Source organism: Pseudomonas sp. BO3-4 (assembly GCF_034044115.1).
In the GTDB taxonomy this organism is placed as follows: Bacteria; Pseudomonadota; Gammaproteobacteria; order Pseudomonadales; family Pseudomonadaceae; genus Aquipseudomonas; species Aquipseudomonas alloputida.
Map to the genome: position 1 here is coordinate 534,230 of NZ_CP139018.1, position 14,571 is coordinate 548,800.

A 14,571-nucleotide genomic window follows, 5' to 3' on the forward strand; every position below is an offset into this window, starting at 1 on the left:
TCTTGACTAGTCTTATCCTTTGGCGGCCATCAATTGGCCGCCACCGTGACTACCAAGAGGCGCCGGCAATGTTCCGCGCGTCCACCACCTGATCAGGAGTGCACGATGGACCTGAACCGTCGGCAGTTCTTCAAGGTCGCCGCCGTCGGCCTTGGAGGCTCGAGCCTTGCGGCGTTGGGCATGGCCCCAACGCCGGCATTCGCCGAGCAGGTGCGTCACTTCAAGCTGGCGCATACCAAAGAAACCCGTAACACCTGCCCCTACTGTTCGGTCGGCTGCGGCCTGATCCTGTACAGCCAGGGCGATGCGGGGAAAAACGTCAAACAGAATATCATCCATATCGAAGGGGACGCCGACCACCCGGTCAACCGCGGCACACTTTGCCCGAAAGGCGCCGGCTTGCTGGACTTTATCCACAGCCCGAGCCGCCTGCAGTACCCCGAGGTTCGCAAGCCGGGCAGCAAAGAGTGGGTGCGGGTCAGCTGGGACGAGGCGCTGGACCGCGTCGCCGACCTCATGAAGCAGGACCGCGATGCCAACTTCATCGAGAAGAATGCCCAAGGCCAAACGGTCAACCGCTGGCTCACCACCGGTTTTCTTGCCGCTTCCGCTGCTTCCAGCGAGGCTGGCTACCTGACCCACAAGGTCATCCGCGCAACAGGCATGCTGGGGTTCGATAACCAGGCACGTGTTTGACATGGCCCGACGGTGGCAAGTCTTGCCCCGACGTACGGCCGTGGCGCCATGACCAACCACTGGTCCGATATCGCCAACGCGAATCTGGTCCTGGTGATGGGTGGCAACGCAGCAGAAGCGCATCCGTGCGGCTTCAAGTGGGTGACCGAGGCCAAAGCGCACAACAAGGCGCGGCTTATTGTGGTCGACCCGCGGTTTACCCGTACCGCTTCGGTGGCGGACTACTACGCGCCGATCCGTACCGGCACCGATATCGCCTTCATGGGCGGGCTGATCAACTACCTGCTCAGCAACGACAAGATCCAGCACGAGTACGTGCGCAACTACACTGACGTGTCGTTCATCGTCAAAGAGAACTATGGCTTCGAGGATGGCCTGTTCAGCGGTTACGACGAGGCCAAGCGTGTGTACGCCGACAAGTCCGGCTGGGGTTACGAGCTGGGTGAGGACGGCTATGCCAAGGTCGACCCGACACTGCAGCACCCTCGCTGCGTGTTCCAGCTGATGAAGCAGCATTACAGCCGCTATACCCCGGAACTGGCGAGCATGACCTGTGGCATGCCACAGGACGCCATGATGAAGGTCTGGGAAGAGATCGCCTCCTGCTCGGTTCCGGGCAAGACCATGACGATCCTTTATGCGCTAGGTTGGACGCAGCATTCGATCGGTGCGCAGATTATCCGCAGTGCGGCCATGGTCCAGCTGCTGCTCGGCAACGTCGGCATGCCCGGTGGCGGGGTCAATGCCCTGCGCGGGCACTCCAACATCCAGGGCCTGACCGACCTCGGCCTGCTGTCCAATTCGCTGCCGGGCTACCTGACCCTGGCCGGTGACGCCGAGCAGGACTACGCCGCCTACATCGACAAGCGCGCTTCCAAGCCGCTGCGGCCTGGGCAGTTGTCGTACTGGCAGAACTACGGCAAGTTCCACGTCAGCCTGATGAAGGCCTGGTACGGCGCCAACGCCACGGCGGAAAACAACTGGGGTTATGACTGGCTGCCCAAACTCGATGTACCGGCCTACGACGTGCTGCGCATGTTCGAGATGATGGGCCAGGGCAAAGTCAATGGTTATATGTGCCAGGGCTTCAACCCGATCGCCGCGCTGCCGGACAAAAACCGCGTCACTGCGGCACTGGGCAAGCTCAAGTGGCTGGTGATCATGGACCCCTTGGCCACCGAGACCTCGGAATTCTGGCGTAACGTCGGGCCGTTCAACGATGTCGACACGGCCTCTATCCAGACCGAAGTAATCCGCTTGCCCACGACCTGCTTTGCCGAGGAAGACGGCTCGCTGGTCAACAGCAGCCGCTGGCTGCAATGGCACTGGAAGGGCGCAGACGGCCCCGGCGAGACGCGCACCGACGTGCAGATCATGAGCGAGCTGTTCCTGCGCCTGCGCCAACGTTACCAGGCCGAAGGGGGCGCCTACCCTGACGCGATAAGGAATATCAGCTGGCCGTACAAGATCCCTGAAGAGCCCTCCCCGGAGGAGCTGGCCAAGGAGATGAACGGCTGGGCGGTGGCCGATGTCACCGACCCGACTGGCGCGGTGATCAAGGCGGGCCAGCAACTGGCGGGCTTTGGTCAGCTCAAGGACGACGGTAGCACCGCGTCTGGCTGCTGGATCTTTGCCGGTAGCTGGACCGAACAGGGCAACCAGATGGCTCGCCGCGACAACAGCGACCCGTATGGCATGCATCAGGTGCAGAACTGGGCCTGGGCCTGGCCGGCCAACCGCCGCATCCTTTACAACCGTGCCTCCAGCGACCCGCAAGGCAAGCCGTGGGACCCGGAGAAAAAGCGCCTGGTATGGTGGAACGGCAAGGCCTGGACCGGCACCGACGTGCCGGACTTCAAGGTCGACTCGCCGCCCGAAGCGGGGATGAACCCCTTCATCATGAACCCCGAAGGCGTGGCGCGTTTCTTCGCCATCGACAAAATGGCCGAAGGCCCGTTCCCCGAGCACTATGAGCCCTTCGAAACGCCGATCGGCATCAACCCGCTGCACCCGCAGAACAAGAAGGCCACCAGCAACCCGGCGGGGCGCATCTTCGATTCTGTGTGGGACACCCTCGGCACGCACGATGAGTTCCCTTATGCGGCGACCACCTACCGGCTGACCGAGCATTTCCACTTCTGGAGCAAGCATTGCCGGCTCAACGCCATTGCCCAGCCCGAGCAGTTCGTCGAGATAGGCGAGGTGCTGGCCAACGAGAAAGGCATCAAGGCCGGCGACCGGGTACGGGTGTCGAGCAAGCGTGGGCATATCGATGCGGTGGCGGTGGTGACCAAGCGGATTCGCCCGCTGCAGGTCAACAATCAGACCGTGCACCAAATCGGCATTCCGCTGCACTGGGGCTTCACCGGCGCTACCCGGCATGGCTACCTGACCAATACCTTGGTGCCGTTCCTCGGTGACGGCAATACGCAGACGCCAGAGTCCAAGTCGTTCCTCGTGAAAGTGGAGAAACTCTGATGGCCAGCCAAGACATCATCGCCCGCTCGGCCACCACTACCGTGCCGCCCTCGGTGCGTCAGCAGGAGGAGGTCGCCAAGCTGATCGACACTACCAAGTGCATCGGCTGCAAGGCCTGCCAGGTGGCGTGCTCGGAGTGGAATGAACTGCGTGACGAGGTTGGCCACAACCACGGCACCTACGACAACCCCCAGGACCTCACTGCCGAGACCTGGACACTGATGCGCTTTACCGAGCACGAGCGCGACGACGGCAACCTGGAGTGGCTGATTCGCAAGGACGGTTGCATGCACTGTGCCGACCCAGGTTGCCTGAAGGCATGCCCGAGCCCGGGCGCGATCATCAAGCACGCCAACGGTATCGTCGACTTCAACCAGGACCACTGCATCGGCTGCGGCTACTGCATCACCGGCTGCCCGTTCAACATCCCGCGTATCTCGCAGAAAGACCACAAGGCGTACAAGTGCACCCTGTGTTCAGATCGCGTCAGCGTGGGGCTGGAGCCGGCGTGCGTGAAAACCTGCCCGACCGGAGCGATCGTGTTCGGCAGCAAGGACGAGATGAAAGTGCATGCGGCCGAGCGCATCGTCGATCTGAAGTCGCGGGGCTACGACAAGGCCGGGTTGTACGACCCGGATGGCGTCGGTGGTACCCACGTGATGTACGTGCTGCACCATGCCGACACACCGAAGCTGTATGCCGGCCTGCCGGACCAGCCAGTGATCAGCCCGTTGGTGGGGTTGTGGAAGGGCTTCACCAAGCCGCTGGCGCTGTTGGCCATGGGCGCGGCGGTGCTGGCGGGGTTCTTCCACTATGTGCGGATCGGCCCACAGCGTGTCGAGGAGGATGAACACCCGACACCGCCGGACGAAAGCGTGCATCAAGTGGACCCGTCGGTCCATGTCTATGATCCGAAGCAGCCCGGTGGGCAAGGGGAGCAGCGGCCATGAACGACAACAAACCCATCCTGCGCTACAACGCCAACGAGCGTAGCAACCACTGGGTGGTGGCGATCCTGTTCATCCTGGCTGGGCTGTCGGGGCTTGCGCTGTTCCATCCGGCGCTATTCTGGCTCAGCAACCTGTTCGGCGGCGGGCCGTGGACGCGCATTCTGCATCCCTTCATCGGGGTGGCGATGTTCGTGTTTTTCCTCGGGCTGGTATTGCGCTTCTGGCGGGCCAACTTCATCACCGCCAATGACCGCCTGTGGCTGCGCCGGGTGGACCGGGTAATGCGCAACGAGGAGGAGGGCGTACCGCCGATCGGCAAGTACAATGCCGGGCAGAAGCTGCTGTTCTGGACCCTGCTGGTGTGCATGCTGGTGCTGCTGGTCAGTGGCGTGGTGATCTGGCGCGCATACTTCAGCCATTGGTTTGGCATCGATGTCATTCGCTTGTCTGCGCTGCTGCATGCGCTGGCGGCCTTCGTGCTGATTCTCAGCATCATCGTGCACATCTACGCCGGCATCTGGATCAAGGGCTCGATCGGCGCCATGCTGCATGGCTGGGTCAGCCGCGCCTGGGCCCGCAAGCATCATGAGTTGTGGTACCGCGAAGTGACCGGCGACAAGACGCCGGGTGATCACGGACGAAAAGAAGGATGAGCGCTTGAGCATCATACTTGAACCCGGGCAGATCGAAGCGTCGGCAGTCACGCCGCCATTTCTGCACCTGCCTGCCGCCAACCTGTTTGAACTGCGCGCCGCCCGCCTGGAGCAACTGGCTGAGGGCAACGCGCTTGGCGACTACCTGAGGTTGATTGCGCGGTTATGCCGCATCCAGCAGCAGCTTGTGGATAACCCGCCCGGCGGCATGCCGGTGGCCGAGGCGCGTCAGCGCCTGTGCATGGACCATGGTTTGCCGCCGCTGGCGGCTGACAGCCTGGTGCGTGAAGGGCCATGGCTGGTCTGGTTGCAGGCACTGCTAGAGCACCTCAGCGGCGAAACCCGTGGCCCGATGGGTGAGGCCCTGCAGGTGCTACGAGGCAGTGATGACAATCAGCGCAAGGGCTGGGGCATTGCTTTGCTGGCAGGCCAGTACGATGGTGTGCCTGCAGCACTGGTGCCGTTTCTCGGTGCCGCGTTGCAGGCGGCCTGGTCCAGCTGGTTGCTGGCGCTGCCCGCACACCAGCTCAAGCCTGCCGGCAGCCTGGCCCAATGCCCGGCTTGTGGTTCGCCGGCGATGGCCGGGGTGGTGCGCAACCGTGGAAAGCACAACGGCTTGCGTTACCTGGCCTGTTCGTTGTGTGCCTGTGAGTGGCATGTGGTGCGGGTCAAGTGTGTGTACTGCGAGTCGAGCAAGGATTTGCGTTACACCAGCCTTGAGGATGATCGCCATGCGCCAGGCAAAGCGCCGCTGCGCGCGGAATGCTGCCCCGGGTGCGCCAGCTACCTGAAGCAGAACTACCTGGAGAACGATGCGGCGGCCGAGCCGCTGGCCGATGACCTGGCCAGCCTGGCCCTGGATATACGTCTGGACGGGGAGGGCTTCCATCGCCTGGCGCCCAACCTGATGCTCGGGCCCGGTGGCGGGTGAGTGTCTACACTGAAAGATCGACTTGCCTTCTTCGCGGTCAAACCCCTGCCTACAGGTAATTGCGCCAACCCGCTGTACTTGTAGGAGCGGGTTCACCCGTGAATGGGCCAGCACAGACAACGGATCAGTCCAAGGTAGTACCGCATGTCCAACAGCCTTGCCAGCGACACCCCACGCCTGCCGTCCATCGATACCCTCCTTCGCCACCCGGCTTGCCTCCCTCTGATCGATCGCCACGGCCGTGACGCCGTGCTGAATACCCTGCGCCAGTTGCTCGACGACCTGCGCGAGCCCGCCCGTCATGGCGAACTCGGCAGCGCCGAACTGGCTCCGGAAATCCTCCTTGGCCGCAGCGGCGAACGCCTCGCCCTCCAGCAACGCAGCCAGGTTCGCCGCGTGTTCAATCTCACCGGGACCGTGCTGCACACCAACCTGGGCCGCGCCTTGCTACCGGAAGATGCCATCGAGGCCATGCAGACCGCGGCTCGTTACCCGCTCAACCTGGAATTCGACCTGGCCACCGGCAAACGTGGCGACCGTGATGACCTGATCGAAGGCCTGATCCGCGAGCTGACCGGCGCCGAAGCCGTCACTGTGGTCAACAACAATGCCGCCGCCGTGCTGCTAGCGCTCAACAGCCTGGGCGCGCGCAAGGAAGGCATCATCTCTCGCGGTGAACTGATCGAGATCGGTGGTGCCTTCCGCATTCCCGACATCATGGCCCGTGCCGGTGTGAAGCTGCACGAGGTTGGCACCACCAACCGTACTCACGCCCGCGACTACGAGGCCGCCATCGGCCCGCGCACTGGTCTGCTGATGCGGGTGCATTGCAGCAATTACAGCATCCAGGGCTTCACTACCCAGGTGCCTACTGCCGAGCTGGCACGTATCGCCCACCAACATCAACTGCCACTGCTTGAAGACCTGGGCAGCGGCAGCCTGCTCGACCTTACCCGCTGGGGCCTGCCCGCTGAACCCACGGTACGCCAGGCCCTGGCCGATGGTGCCGATATCGTCACCTTCAGTGGCGACAAGCTGCTGGGGGGGCCGCAAGCCGGGATCATTGTCGGCCACAAGGACTTGATCACCAGGATCAAGAAAAATCCGCTCAAGCGTGCCTTGCGCGTCGACAAGATCACCCTCGCTGCACTCGAAGCGGTGCTGGCGCTGTACCGTAACCCCGATCGCCTGGCCGAGCGCCTGCCCAGCCTGCGCCTGCTGACTCGCAGCCAAGCCGAGATCCAGGCCCAGGCCGAGCGCCTGGCGCCTGAGCTCCAGGCGCGCCTCGGCGAGCAATGGGCCATCCGTGTAGAGCCCGCGTTGGGCATGATCGGCAGTGGTAGCCAGCCGGTTGCACGCTTGCCCAGTGCCGCGCTGTGCCTGCGCCCGCAAGTGTCGAAGAAGTTGCGCGGGCGCAGCTTGCATGTGCTGGAGCGAGCCCTGCGTGACCTACCGGTGCCGGTGCTGGGCCGCATTGATGACGATGCCCTGTGGCTGGACCTGCGCCAGCTGGATGACGAAGCCCAGTGGCTGGCCCAGTTGCCAGCCCTGCAGCTGGGGCCGGTGCAGTGATCGTTGGTACCGCTGGCCACATCGACCACGGCAAGACCGCACTGCTGCTGGCGCTGACCGGCCAGGCCGGCGATCAGCGGCAAGAAGAGCGCGCCCGCGGCATGACCATCGACCTTGGCTACCGCTATGCGGCGCTGAGCGAAGGCGCGCCGCTGACCGGCTTCATCGATGTGCCGGGCCACGAGCGTTTTATCCACAACATGCTGGCCGGCGCCCATGGCATCGACCTGGTGCTGTTGGTAGTGGCGGCCGACGACGGGGTCATGCCGCAGACCCGTGAGCACCTGGCGATCATCGAGCTGCTGGGCATTCCCCAGGCCTTGGTGGCGATCAGCAAATGCGACCGGGTCGAGCCGTCGCGTCTGGCCGAGGTGCAGATGCAAGTCAGTGAATTGCTGGCGCCTGGGCCATATGCCGGTGCGCGGCAGTTTCCGCTGTCGAGCATCAGCGGGGAGGGCGTGGACGCGTTGCGCCAGGCCCTGCTGGAGGCCGAAGCAGGTACACGGCAGCGTAGTGTCGTCGGTGGTTTTCGCCTGGCCGTCGACCGTGCCTTTGCGGTTACCGGCGCCGGAGTGGTGGTCACCGGCACGGCACTGGCCGGGCGGGTCAGTGCGGGTGATACGTTGTTGCTGGGCAAGGCCGGCAAGGTGGTACGCGTGCGTGGCCTGCATGCACAGAACCAGGCCGCGTTGGTGGCAGAAGCAGGCCAACGGGTGGCGCTGAACATCGCTGCCGAGCGCCTGGCCGTGGAGCAGGTGCACCGGGGCGACTGGCTGGTGCCCGAATGGTTGCATGCGCCCAGTGTTCGGGTGGATATCGAGCTGAACCTGTTACCTGGCGAGAAGCGTGCTTTCGAACATTTCAGTGCTGTGCATGTGCACCTCGGCACCCAGGATGTAACGGCCCGGGTCGCCTTGCTCGAAGGCGAAAGCCTGGCTGCCGGCCAACGCATGTTTGCCCAGTTGTTGCTCAACGCGCCGTTGCAGGCCGTGCACGGCGACCGCCTGGTGCTGCGCGATCAGCGCGCCCAACGCACACTGGGCGGCGGCAAGGTGCTCGACCCGTTCGCCCCAAGCCGCCAACGCCGCAGCGATGCCCGTCTGCAGCAGTTGCAGGTGCTGCGCGATGCAGCGGATCTGGAGCAGGCACTGCCAGCACTGCTCGCCAGTGCACCGGGCGGCATTAGCCCGCAGCGACTCGAGCGGCAGTTCAACCGCCTGCGGGAAACCTGGCAGTTACCGGATGATGTGCGGGTGGTGGCCACCCGGCAGGGCCAACTGCTGTTCGCCAACGCCCAATGGCAGGCGCTCAAGCAGCAGGTTCTGGAACAGCTGGCGCGCTTTCACGAGCAAGAGCCCGACCAGCTCGGCCCGGACCGCGATCGCCTGCGGCGCTTTGTAGCCTTCCTGGAACGGCCGGCTTTCGTCAGCCTGCTGGATGAACTGCTCGACGACAGCGCCATCGCCAGCAGCGGGCCATGGCTGCATCTGCCCGACCACAAGGTGCAGTTGAGCGAAGCCGACAGTGCATTGTGGGCACGTCTGCAGCCGAAGTTGATCGCAGGGCAATACGACCCACCTTGGGTCAGGACGCTGGCGGGTGAGGAGAACCGTGCCGAAGCCGATGTGCGCCTGTTACTGCGCAAGTTGGCCCGGCTGGGCCTGGTACATCAGGTGGTGCGCGACCTGTTCTATCCAGAGGCTACGCTTCAGCGCATGGCAGCGTTGATGCTGGGGCAGGCCAGCGAAACGCAGATAGTGCAGGTTGCCGCGTTTCGCGATATGTTGGGCATCGGTCGCAAGCGCAGTGTGCAGATTCTGGAATACTTCGACCGCATCGGTCTGACCCGGAGGGTGGCCGACCAGCGTCACATCCGCGCCGACAGCGCCCTGGCCCAACAGCAGGCCAGGCACTGAGTTCAAGGAAGGCAATCGCGCCCGGTGGCGCGGCCGGGCTTCAAACCCGGTTGGGGACGGCAGCCGTTCCCGGGCAGGTTCGACTCCCGCTGCCTTCCGCCATTTTTTCACCCTTTAGGGCCTCTTCGCGGGTGAACCCGCTTCTACACAGGAAACGCAATCGTCGTAGGCGCGGGTTTACCCGCGAAGAGGCCCTCAAAGGCGCTGATCAAGCCCGTTCGCCACACAGGTCCAGGACAAACCAGCGGTCCGCTGCGTCAGCATCCAACCCTGCGCCCAGTAGCGCCACCATCTTGCCCAGCGCTGCTTCACGGGTCATGCCACCGCCACTGACCAGGCCGGCCCCGCGCAAGCGGTTGCCCGCTGCATAGGTGTCGAACACCACCGAGCCTTCCGGGCACTGGCTGATAGCCGCCAGCATCACGCCGCGCTGGCGCGCTGCGCTCAGCACATTCAGCAGCGCCTGGTCATCCGATGGCCCGGTACCGCTGCCGTAGCACTCCAGCAGCAAACCCTGCACACCACTGTCGATCAAGGCCTGCAAATGCCCGGCCTGAAGCCCCGGGAACACCGGCACAACCGCCAGGTTGACCGGTTTGCGCGGTTGCTTGTAGCCCAGCTCGGCAGGGATCGTATCGGCCCGCTCAGCGTCACGGTGGCGTGGCAGCGCAGCAAAGGCATCGAACGCTTCGCTGCGTAGCTTCGACGCCCGACAGCCATGCAGCAGCTGACCGTGGAAGTACAGCTGCACGCCATCTTCCAGGCCGTGTTCGAACTGGCGCAATGCGCCGCACAGGTTGTCCCAGGCATCGCTGTCCGGGGCACCTGCCGGCAGCATCGAGCCGGTCAGCACTACCGGTGCTGGCAGGCCCAGCAACAGGAACGACAACGCAGCAGCGCTGTAGGCCATGCTATCGGTACCGTGCAGCACCAACACGCCATCGTGGCCCGCGACATCCACCGCCGCGACGATGGCATCGCGCATCGCCAGCCAGTTGTGCTGTTGCATATTGGCGCTGTCGAGCAGCGGGTTCAGCTCGTGCAGTGTCCATTGCACCTGGGGTGCATTGGCCATCTGGGCAAAGTGTTCACGCATCCGCGCGTCAAAACCACCGGCCGGTGCCAGGCCTTCGGGGGTTTCGAGCATGCCGATGGTGCCACCGGTATAGAGAACGAGAAGATTCTTTACTGCGCGCATGGAAAGCATCCGTAGCGGTGAGCGGACAAAGAAAAGCCGCCCGCGGAAGGGGCGGCTGGGCAGGGGAGGATATCAGCGCTGCGTCTGAACTTGGCCGACTGCTTTGTCAGTGGCTGTTTCCACCTGCGGATTGGCAGGCCAGGCATTGCGGTCCAGGTCCAGGTCGGCAAACTTGGACGAGTCGAACACAGGCTGCTTTACACCGGCCTTGCGCTGGTCGTCATAGTCGCGCATGACTCGCAGGCCGACCTTGAACAGCAGGGCCAGGGCCACCAGGTTGACGAAGGCCAGGCAGGTCATGGTGATGTCGGCGAAGGCGAACACGGTCGACAGGTCTTGCATCGAACCCCACACGACCAGTGCCAGTACCAGGCCACGGAACACCATCAACACTACGCGGTTACGGCTGAGGAATTGCAGGCTGTTCTCGCCGAGGTAGTAGTTGTAGAGGATGCAGGTGAAGACGAACAGCGACAGCGCCACGCTAACGAACACGCGCCCCCAGTCACCGACTACGGCGGCCAGCGAGTTCTGGGTCAGGACGATGCCGTCACCTTCGAAGCCCGGGGTGTAGAAGCCCGACAGCAGGATCAGCAAGGCGGTGCAGGTGCAGATCACGAAGGTGTCGAGGAACACGCTGAAGGCCTGGACCACGCCCTGCGCGCCCGGGTGTTTCACCGCGGCCACGGCGGCGACGTTCGGCGCACTGCCCAGGCCTGCTTCGTTGGCAAACACGCCACGTTTCACGCCCATGACGATGGCGCTGCCGAGCAGGCCGGCAAACGCCGGGTCGAGGCCGAAGGCGCTCTTGAAGATGGTTTCCAGCATGGCTGGCACGTGTTCGATCTGGGTGCCGATCACGTACAGGGTCACGCCGATGTAGGCCAGGGTCTTGACGGGTACCAGCAGGTCCGACACTGCCGCGATGCGCTTGATGCCGCCGATGAAGGTGATGGCCAGCAGTACGGCCAGCACAATACCGGTGTGGCTTGGGTCGAAGGCAAAGGCATTCTGCAGCGAGTGGGTGACGGTGTACGACTGCAGGCCGATGAAGGCGAAGCCGTAGGTGACCAGCAGCAAGATCGAGAACACGATGGCCATGCTCTTGCGCTTCAGCCCGTGCTGGATGTAGTAGGCCGGGCCGCCACGGTACAGGCCGTCGCCATCAGCGCGCTTGTACACCTGGGCCAGGGTGCACTCGAAGAAGCTGCTGGACATGCCCACCAGTGCGGTAACCCACATCCAGAACACGGCACCAGGGCCACCCAGGGTCACTGCGATACCGACACCGGCGATGTTGCCGGCGCCCACGCGGCCGGCCAGGCTCAGCATCAGGGCCTGGAAGGAGCTCAGCTGGCCTGCCTGGCCACGCAGCGATTCCTTGAACACGCTGAACATATGGGTGAAGTGGCGGAACTGGACGAACCGGGAGCGAATGGTGAAGTAGCTACCCAGCCCGACGATCAGCACGATGAGGAGTTTCCCCGAAAGGAAATCGTTGATTACTTCGAGCATTGGAAAATGACCTCGATTCTTATTCTTCGTGTGGAAAGACCAGCGGACGGCAGGCGCACCGCTATTCGTTGGGGCGCATGGTTGGCTATGACAAGAGTGGTTACAATTTCGCGGATTGCTCTGACTTGATGCGACTTGATGCTACAATGGCGTCATTCGCGTCACCTGGATTCCGCATATGAGCGATCACTTCGCTACAAACCTCAAACTTGCCTGCAGTCACTACCGCTCTATTTCCGAAGTTTGCCGCCAGCTGTCGATCAACCGCGCGCAGTTCAACAAGTACCTGAGCGGGCAAAGCCGTCCGACGGCTTTCAACCTGAAGCGTATCGGCGACTTCTTCGGTGTCGAGGATTACGAACTGAACCTGCCCGCCGAGCAGTTCGCCCGTCTGATCGGTGCGCGGGTATCGCCCCAGGCCCAGCAACCCAGTGACCCGATCAGCGAGTTGTTCCGCCCGTTGCACGAACATGGCGGCAACCTTTCGCGCTATTGCGGTTACTACTTCGAGTACTCCAACTGCATGTCGGTGCCGGGCACGACCCTCGTGTCGCTGGTGCACCTGTGGGAAGAGCGCGGCCGTTTTCTGTTCGAGCGCCAGGAACGGCAGGAGCGCTCCAGCGCCACCGATCAGCATGCCGAGGTACGTTGCCGCTACTTGGGTGCGGCGTTCCAGCTGCAGGACCGGATGTTCCTCATCGATTACGAGTCGCTGACGTTCAACGAAATGAGCCAGACCATCCTCATCCCCAGCTTCAAAAGCCGCATTACCCGGCTGAATGGCCTGAAGGCCGGCGTATCCAGCGGTGACCGGCGCAACCCGGCCTGTACCCGGGTGGTGTGGGAATACCTGGGCGAGGAGATCAATCGCATCAATGCGTATCGGCAGGTGAAACTGTACCGGCCGGATGATCCGCGTATAGATGACGATGTGCGTGAGCGGTTGAGTGTGGCGCCGTTGCGCAACGGTCTGTTCGAGATCGAGTAATGCTCAACGCCTCAAGCATTGTCGAGGATGAACGTTGCTACTGCGTCCGCAACCTGGTCCGCTATTGTTGGAGTACTGCGCAAATGAGCCGCGATGCCATGGTCGCAGTCGGTAAGAAACAGGCATTGCAAACGTGACGCTGAAACTGCTCGCATCAAGGCGAGGGTAACTTCTTCAGGAATCGGGCTATAGCGTTCAGTGCCAGCAAGCCACAGGTTGCCAGCGCTGGTGCCGGGGCCTTTGCCGAATCGCTGGGAGTTGAGCCCGTCGTACTCGCCGATCACCATCAATACTCTTCCTCGAAACTGGTTGAGGAAGGTGTAGCTATCGCTCTCCAGAAAACCGAAAGGCTTGTTGATGGCGGCAGTGAACGCCGGGCCGAACGGCGCCTGGTGGGCATCGTCTGGATAAACAGCAGGGCAGATCAATACGATGCTGTCCACTTGTGGCAACTGTGCTGCAAGCTTAAGCGTAATGGCCGCGCCAAGGCTGTGGCCAATGAGCGTTCGGCATCGAGGCGCGATATGCGCGTGGAAACGCTTTGCTTCATCAAGGTTCGTCGCCAGTGACGGCGCCGTTGCGCCTGGCTCGCTGGCGAGGCTATGACCTGACAGATTGCCAGTGAGTGAACCAATGCCTGCGGTTTGCAGGCGATAAAGCAGAGGGTTGAGCCGGGTAAAGTCGGAACGCGCGCCCCCCAAAACGAATGCGGGGGCTGCGCGCTCGATATCAGGTACCAGCAATCGCGCCTGTTGCTGGTAGTTTTCAAAGACTTCATTGATGAACAGCTCTTTGCCCGGGGCGGGCTCGTCAAACTGCCACTTCACGCGCTGCGGGGAAGCCTTTTGAATGTGCATGGTGCTCTCTAGAAGAACTGGTTGAGCCATTCGCCGAGCGGGTTGCCGGTATCGAGCAGCAGTTTGAGTGCCATGATGCAGCAGACACTGACCAGCAGCGGTTTTATGAGGCGCGAGCCGAAGCGCACTGCGCAGCGAGCCCCCAATTGTGCGCCCAGAAAGGCGGCGAGCGCCATTGCCAGCGCCAGCGGCCAGATGATCGCCCCGCTGAGAGAAAAAACTGACAATGCGCCCAGGTTACAGGCCGCGTTCAAAAGCTTGCTGGTGCATACGGCTTGAATGAGGTGCTGGCCCAAGAGGACCACGCAGGCCAGCATGAAGAACGAGCCGACTCCAGGGCCGAAGATGCCGTCATAAAAGCCAATGATGGGTGCAGCCGTCACGCAGAATAGGCTAGTCGATACCTTTGCCTTGCGCGCTTGTTCATTCGGCTTTGGACTGAAGGCAAAGTAGGCGGCGATCAGGATCAGCAGTGGTGGGACGCACGCCTGCAGAACGCTTTTGGGGACGTAAGTTATCGACAAGGCCCCCAGCGCCCCGCCGATAAACGCCATGACAGCCATGGGACTGCCTCGTCTCCAGTCGATCATGCCTTTGCGGGCGAAGGCGCACGTAGCCGAAACCGTAGCCGAAGCTGCCTGGAACTTGTTAGTGGCAATAGCTGCCAAGGGTTCTACACCGGCAATAAACAACACCGGGAGCGTGATAAGGCCACCGCCGCCGGCGATAGCATCAAAAAAGCCGGCCATCAGTGCAACCAGTGCGAGTAGCAGAACAAACGTCAAGTCGATTTCGATCATGGGGTATTTTCCTGTGC

The 14,571-nt window shown here is 62.8% G+C and carries 11 protein-coding genes and 1 tRNA gene; 8 read left to right on the forward strand and 4 right to left on the reverse strand.

Annotation, left to right across the window (positions count from 1 at the left end; genetic code table 11):
* Positions 1-105 precede the first annotated feature (105 nt).
* From fdnG to REH59_RS02460, 7 genes are all read left to right on the forward strand, one after another.
* Positions 106-3,174, forward strand: a complete 3,069-nt coding sequence (fdnG, locus tag REH59_RS02430) for a formate dehydrogenase-N subunit alpha (RefSeq protein ID WP_146034175.1) — start codon at positions 106-108, stop codon at positions 3,172-3,174.
* Positions 3,174-4,124 (forward strand): formate dehydrogenase subunit beta, encoded by a 951-nt coding sequence (gene fdxH / locus REH59_RS02435; protein ID WP_003255436.1) that lies wholly within the window; start codon positions 3,174-3,176, stop codon positions 4,122-4,124. Before fdnG ends, fdxH begins: the two co-directional genes overlap by 1 nt.
* Positions 4,121-4,777 carry a formate dehydrogenase subunit gamma gene (locus REH59_RS02440; protein ID WP_003255435.1) on the forward strand — a complete coding sequence of 219 codons (657 nt, stop codon included), beginning with the start codon at positions 4,121-4,123 and terminating at the stop codon, positions 4,775-4,777. The genes fdxH and REH59_RS02440 overlap by 4 nt, the downstream gene beginning before the upstream one ends.
* Positions 4,778-4,781: 4 nt before the next feature.
* Entirely contained in the window at positions 4,782-5,708 is a 927-nt protein-coding gene (gene fdhE / locus REH59_RS02445; RefSeq protein WP_014860908.1) for a formate dehydrogenase accessory protein FdhE, read from the forward strand.
* Between the two features lie 144 nt (positions 5,709-5,852).
* Complete coding sequence (selA, locus tag REH59_RS02450; RefSeq protein WP_014860909.1) at positions 5,853-7,280, forward strand: L-seryl-tRNA(Sec) selenium transferase; 1,428 nt, start codon at positions 5,853-5,855, stop codon at positions 7,278-7,280.
* Positions 7,277-9,196 (forward strand): selenocysteine-specific translation elongation factor, encoded by a 1,920-nt coding sequence (gene selB, locus REH59_RS02455; RefSeq protein WP_014860910.1) that lies wholly within the window; start codon positions 7,277-7,279, stop codon positions 9,194-9,196. Before selA ends, selB begins: the two co-directional genes overlap by 4 nt.
* Before the next feature lie 6 nt (positions 9,197-9,202).
* A tRNA-Sec gene (locus REH59_RS02460) sits at positions 9,203-9,298 on the forward strand.
* A gap of 106 nt (positions 9,299-9,404) precedes the next feature.
* On the opposite strand, the gene REH59_RS02465 is transcribed toward REH59_RS02460, so the two are convergent.
* The gene (locus REH59_RS02465; RefSeq protein WP_011953333.1) at positions 9,405-10,403 is read right to left on the reverse strand and encodes an asparaginase; all 999 of its coding nucleotides are present in this window, start codon (positions 10,401-10,403) and stop codon (positions 9,405-9,407) included.
* 63 nt (positions 10,404-10,466) lie between these two features.
* Positions 10,467-11,909 carry an alanine/glycine:cation symporter family protein gene (locus REH59_RS02470; RefSeq protein WP_010951788.1) on the reverse strand — a complete coding sequence of 481 codons (1,443 nt, stop codon included), beginning with the start codon at positions 11,907-11,909 and terminating at the stop codon, positions 10,467-10,469.
* A 178-nt stretch (positions 11,910-12,087) separates the two neighbouring features.
* Between REH59_RS02470 and REH59_RS02475 the strand changes: the two genes are divergently transcribed.
* Positions 12,088-12,897 carry a helix-turn-helix domain-containing protein gene (locus REH59_RS02475; RefSeq protein WP_003255426.1) on the forward strand — a complete coding sequence of 270 codons (810 nt, stop codon included), beginning with the start codon at positions 12,088-12,090 and terminating at the stop codon, positions 12,895-12,897.
* Positions 12,898-12,908: 11 nt separating this feature from the next.
* On the opposite strand, the gene REH59_RS02480 is transcribed toward REH59_RS02475, so the two are convergent.
* The gene (locus REH59_RS02480) at positions 12,909-13,754 is read right to left on the reverse strand and encodes an alpha/beta hydrolase (protein ID WP_004576901.1); all 846 of its coding nucleotides are present in this window, start codon (positions 13,752-13,754) and stop codon (positions 12,909-12,911) included.
* A gap of 8 nt (positions 13,755-13,762) precedes the next feature.
* Positions 13,763-14,554, reverse strand: a complete 792-nt coding sequence (locus tag REH59_RS02485; protein ID WP_014755162.1) for a TSUP family transporter — start codon at positions 14,552-14,554, stop codon at positions 13,763-13,765.
* Positions 14,555-14,571 lie beyond the last annotated feature (17 nt).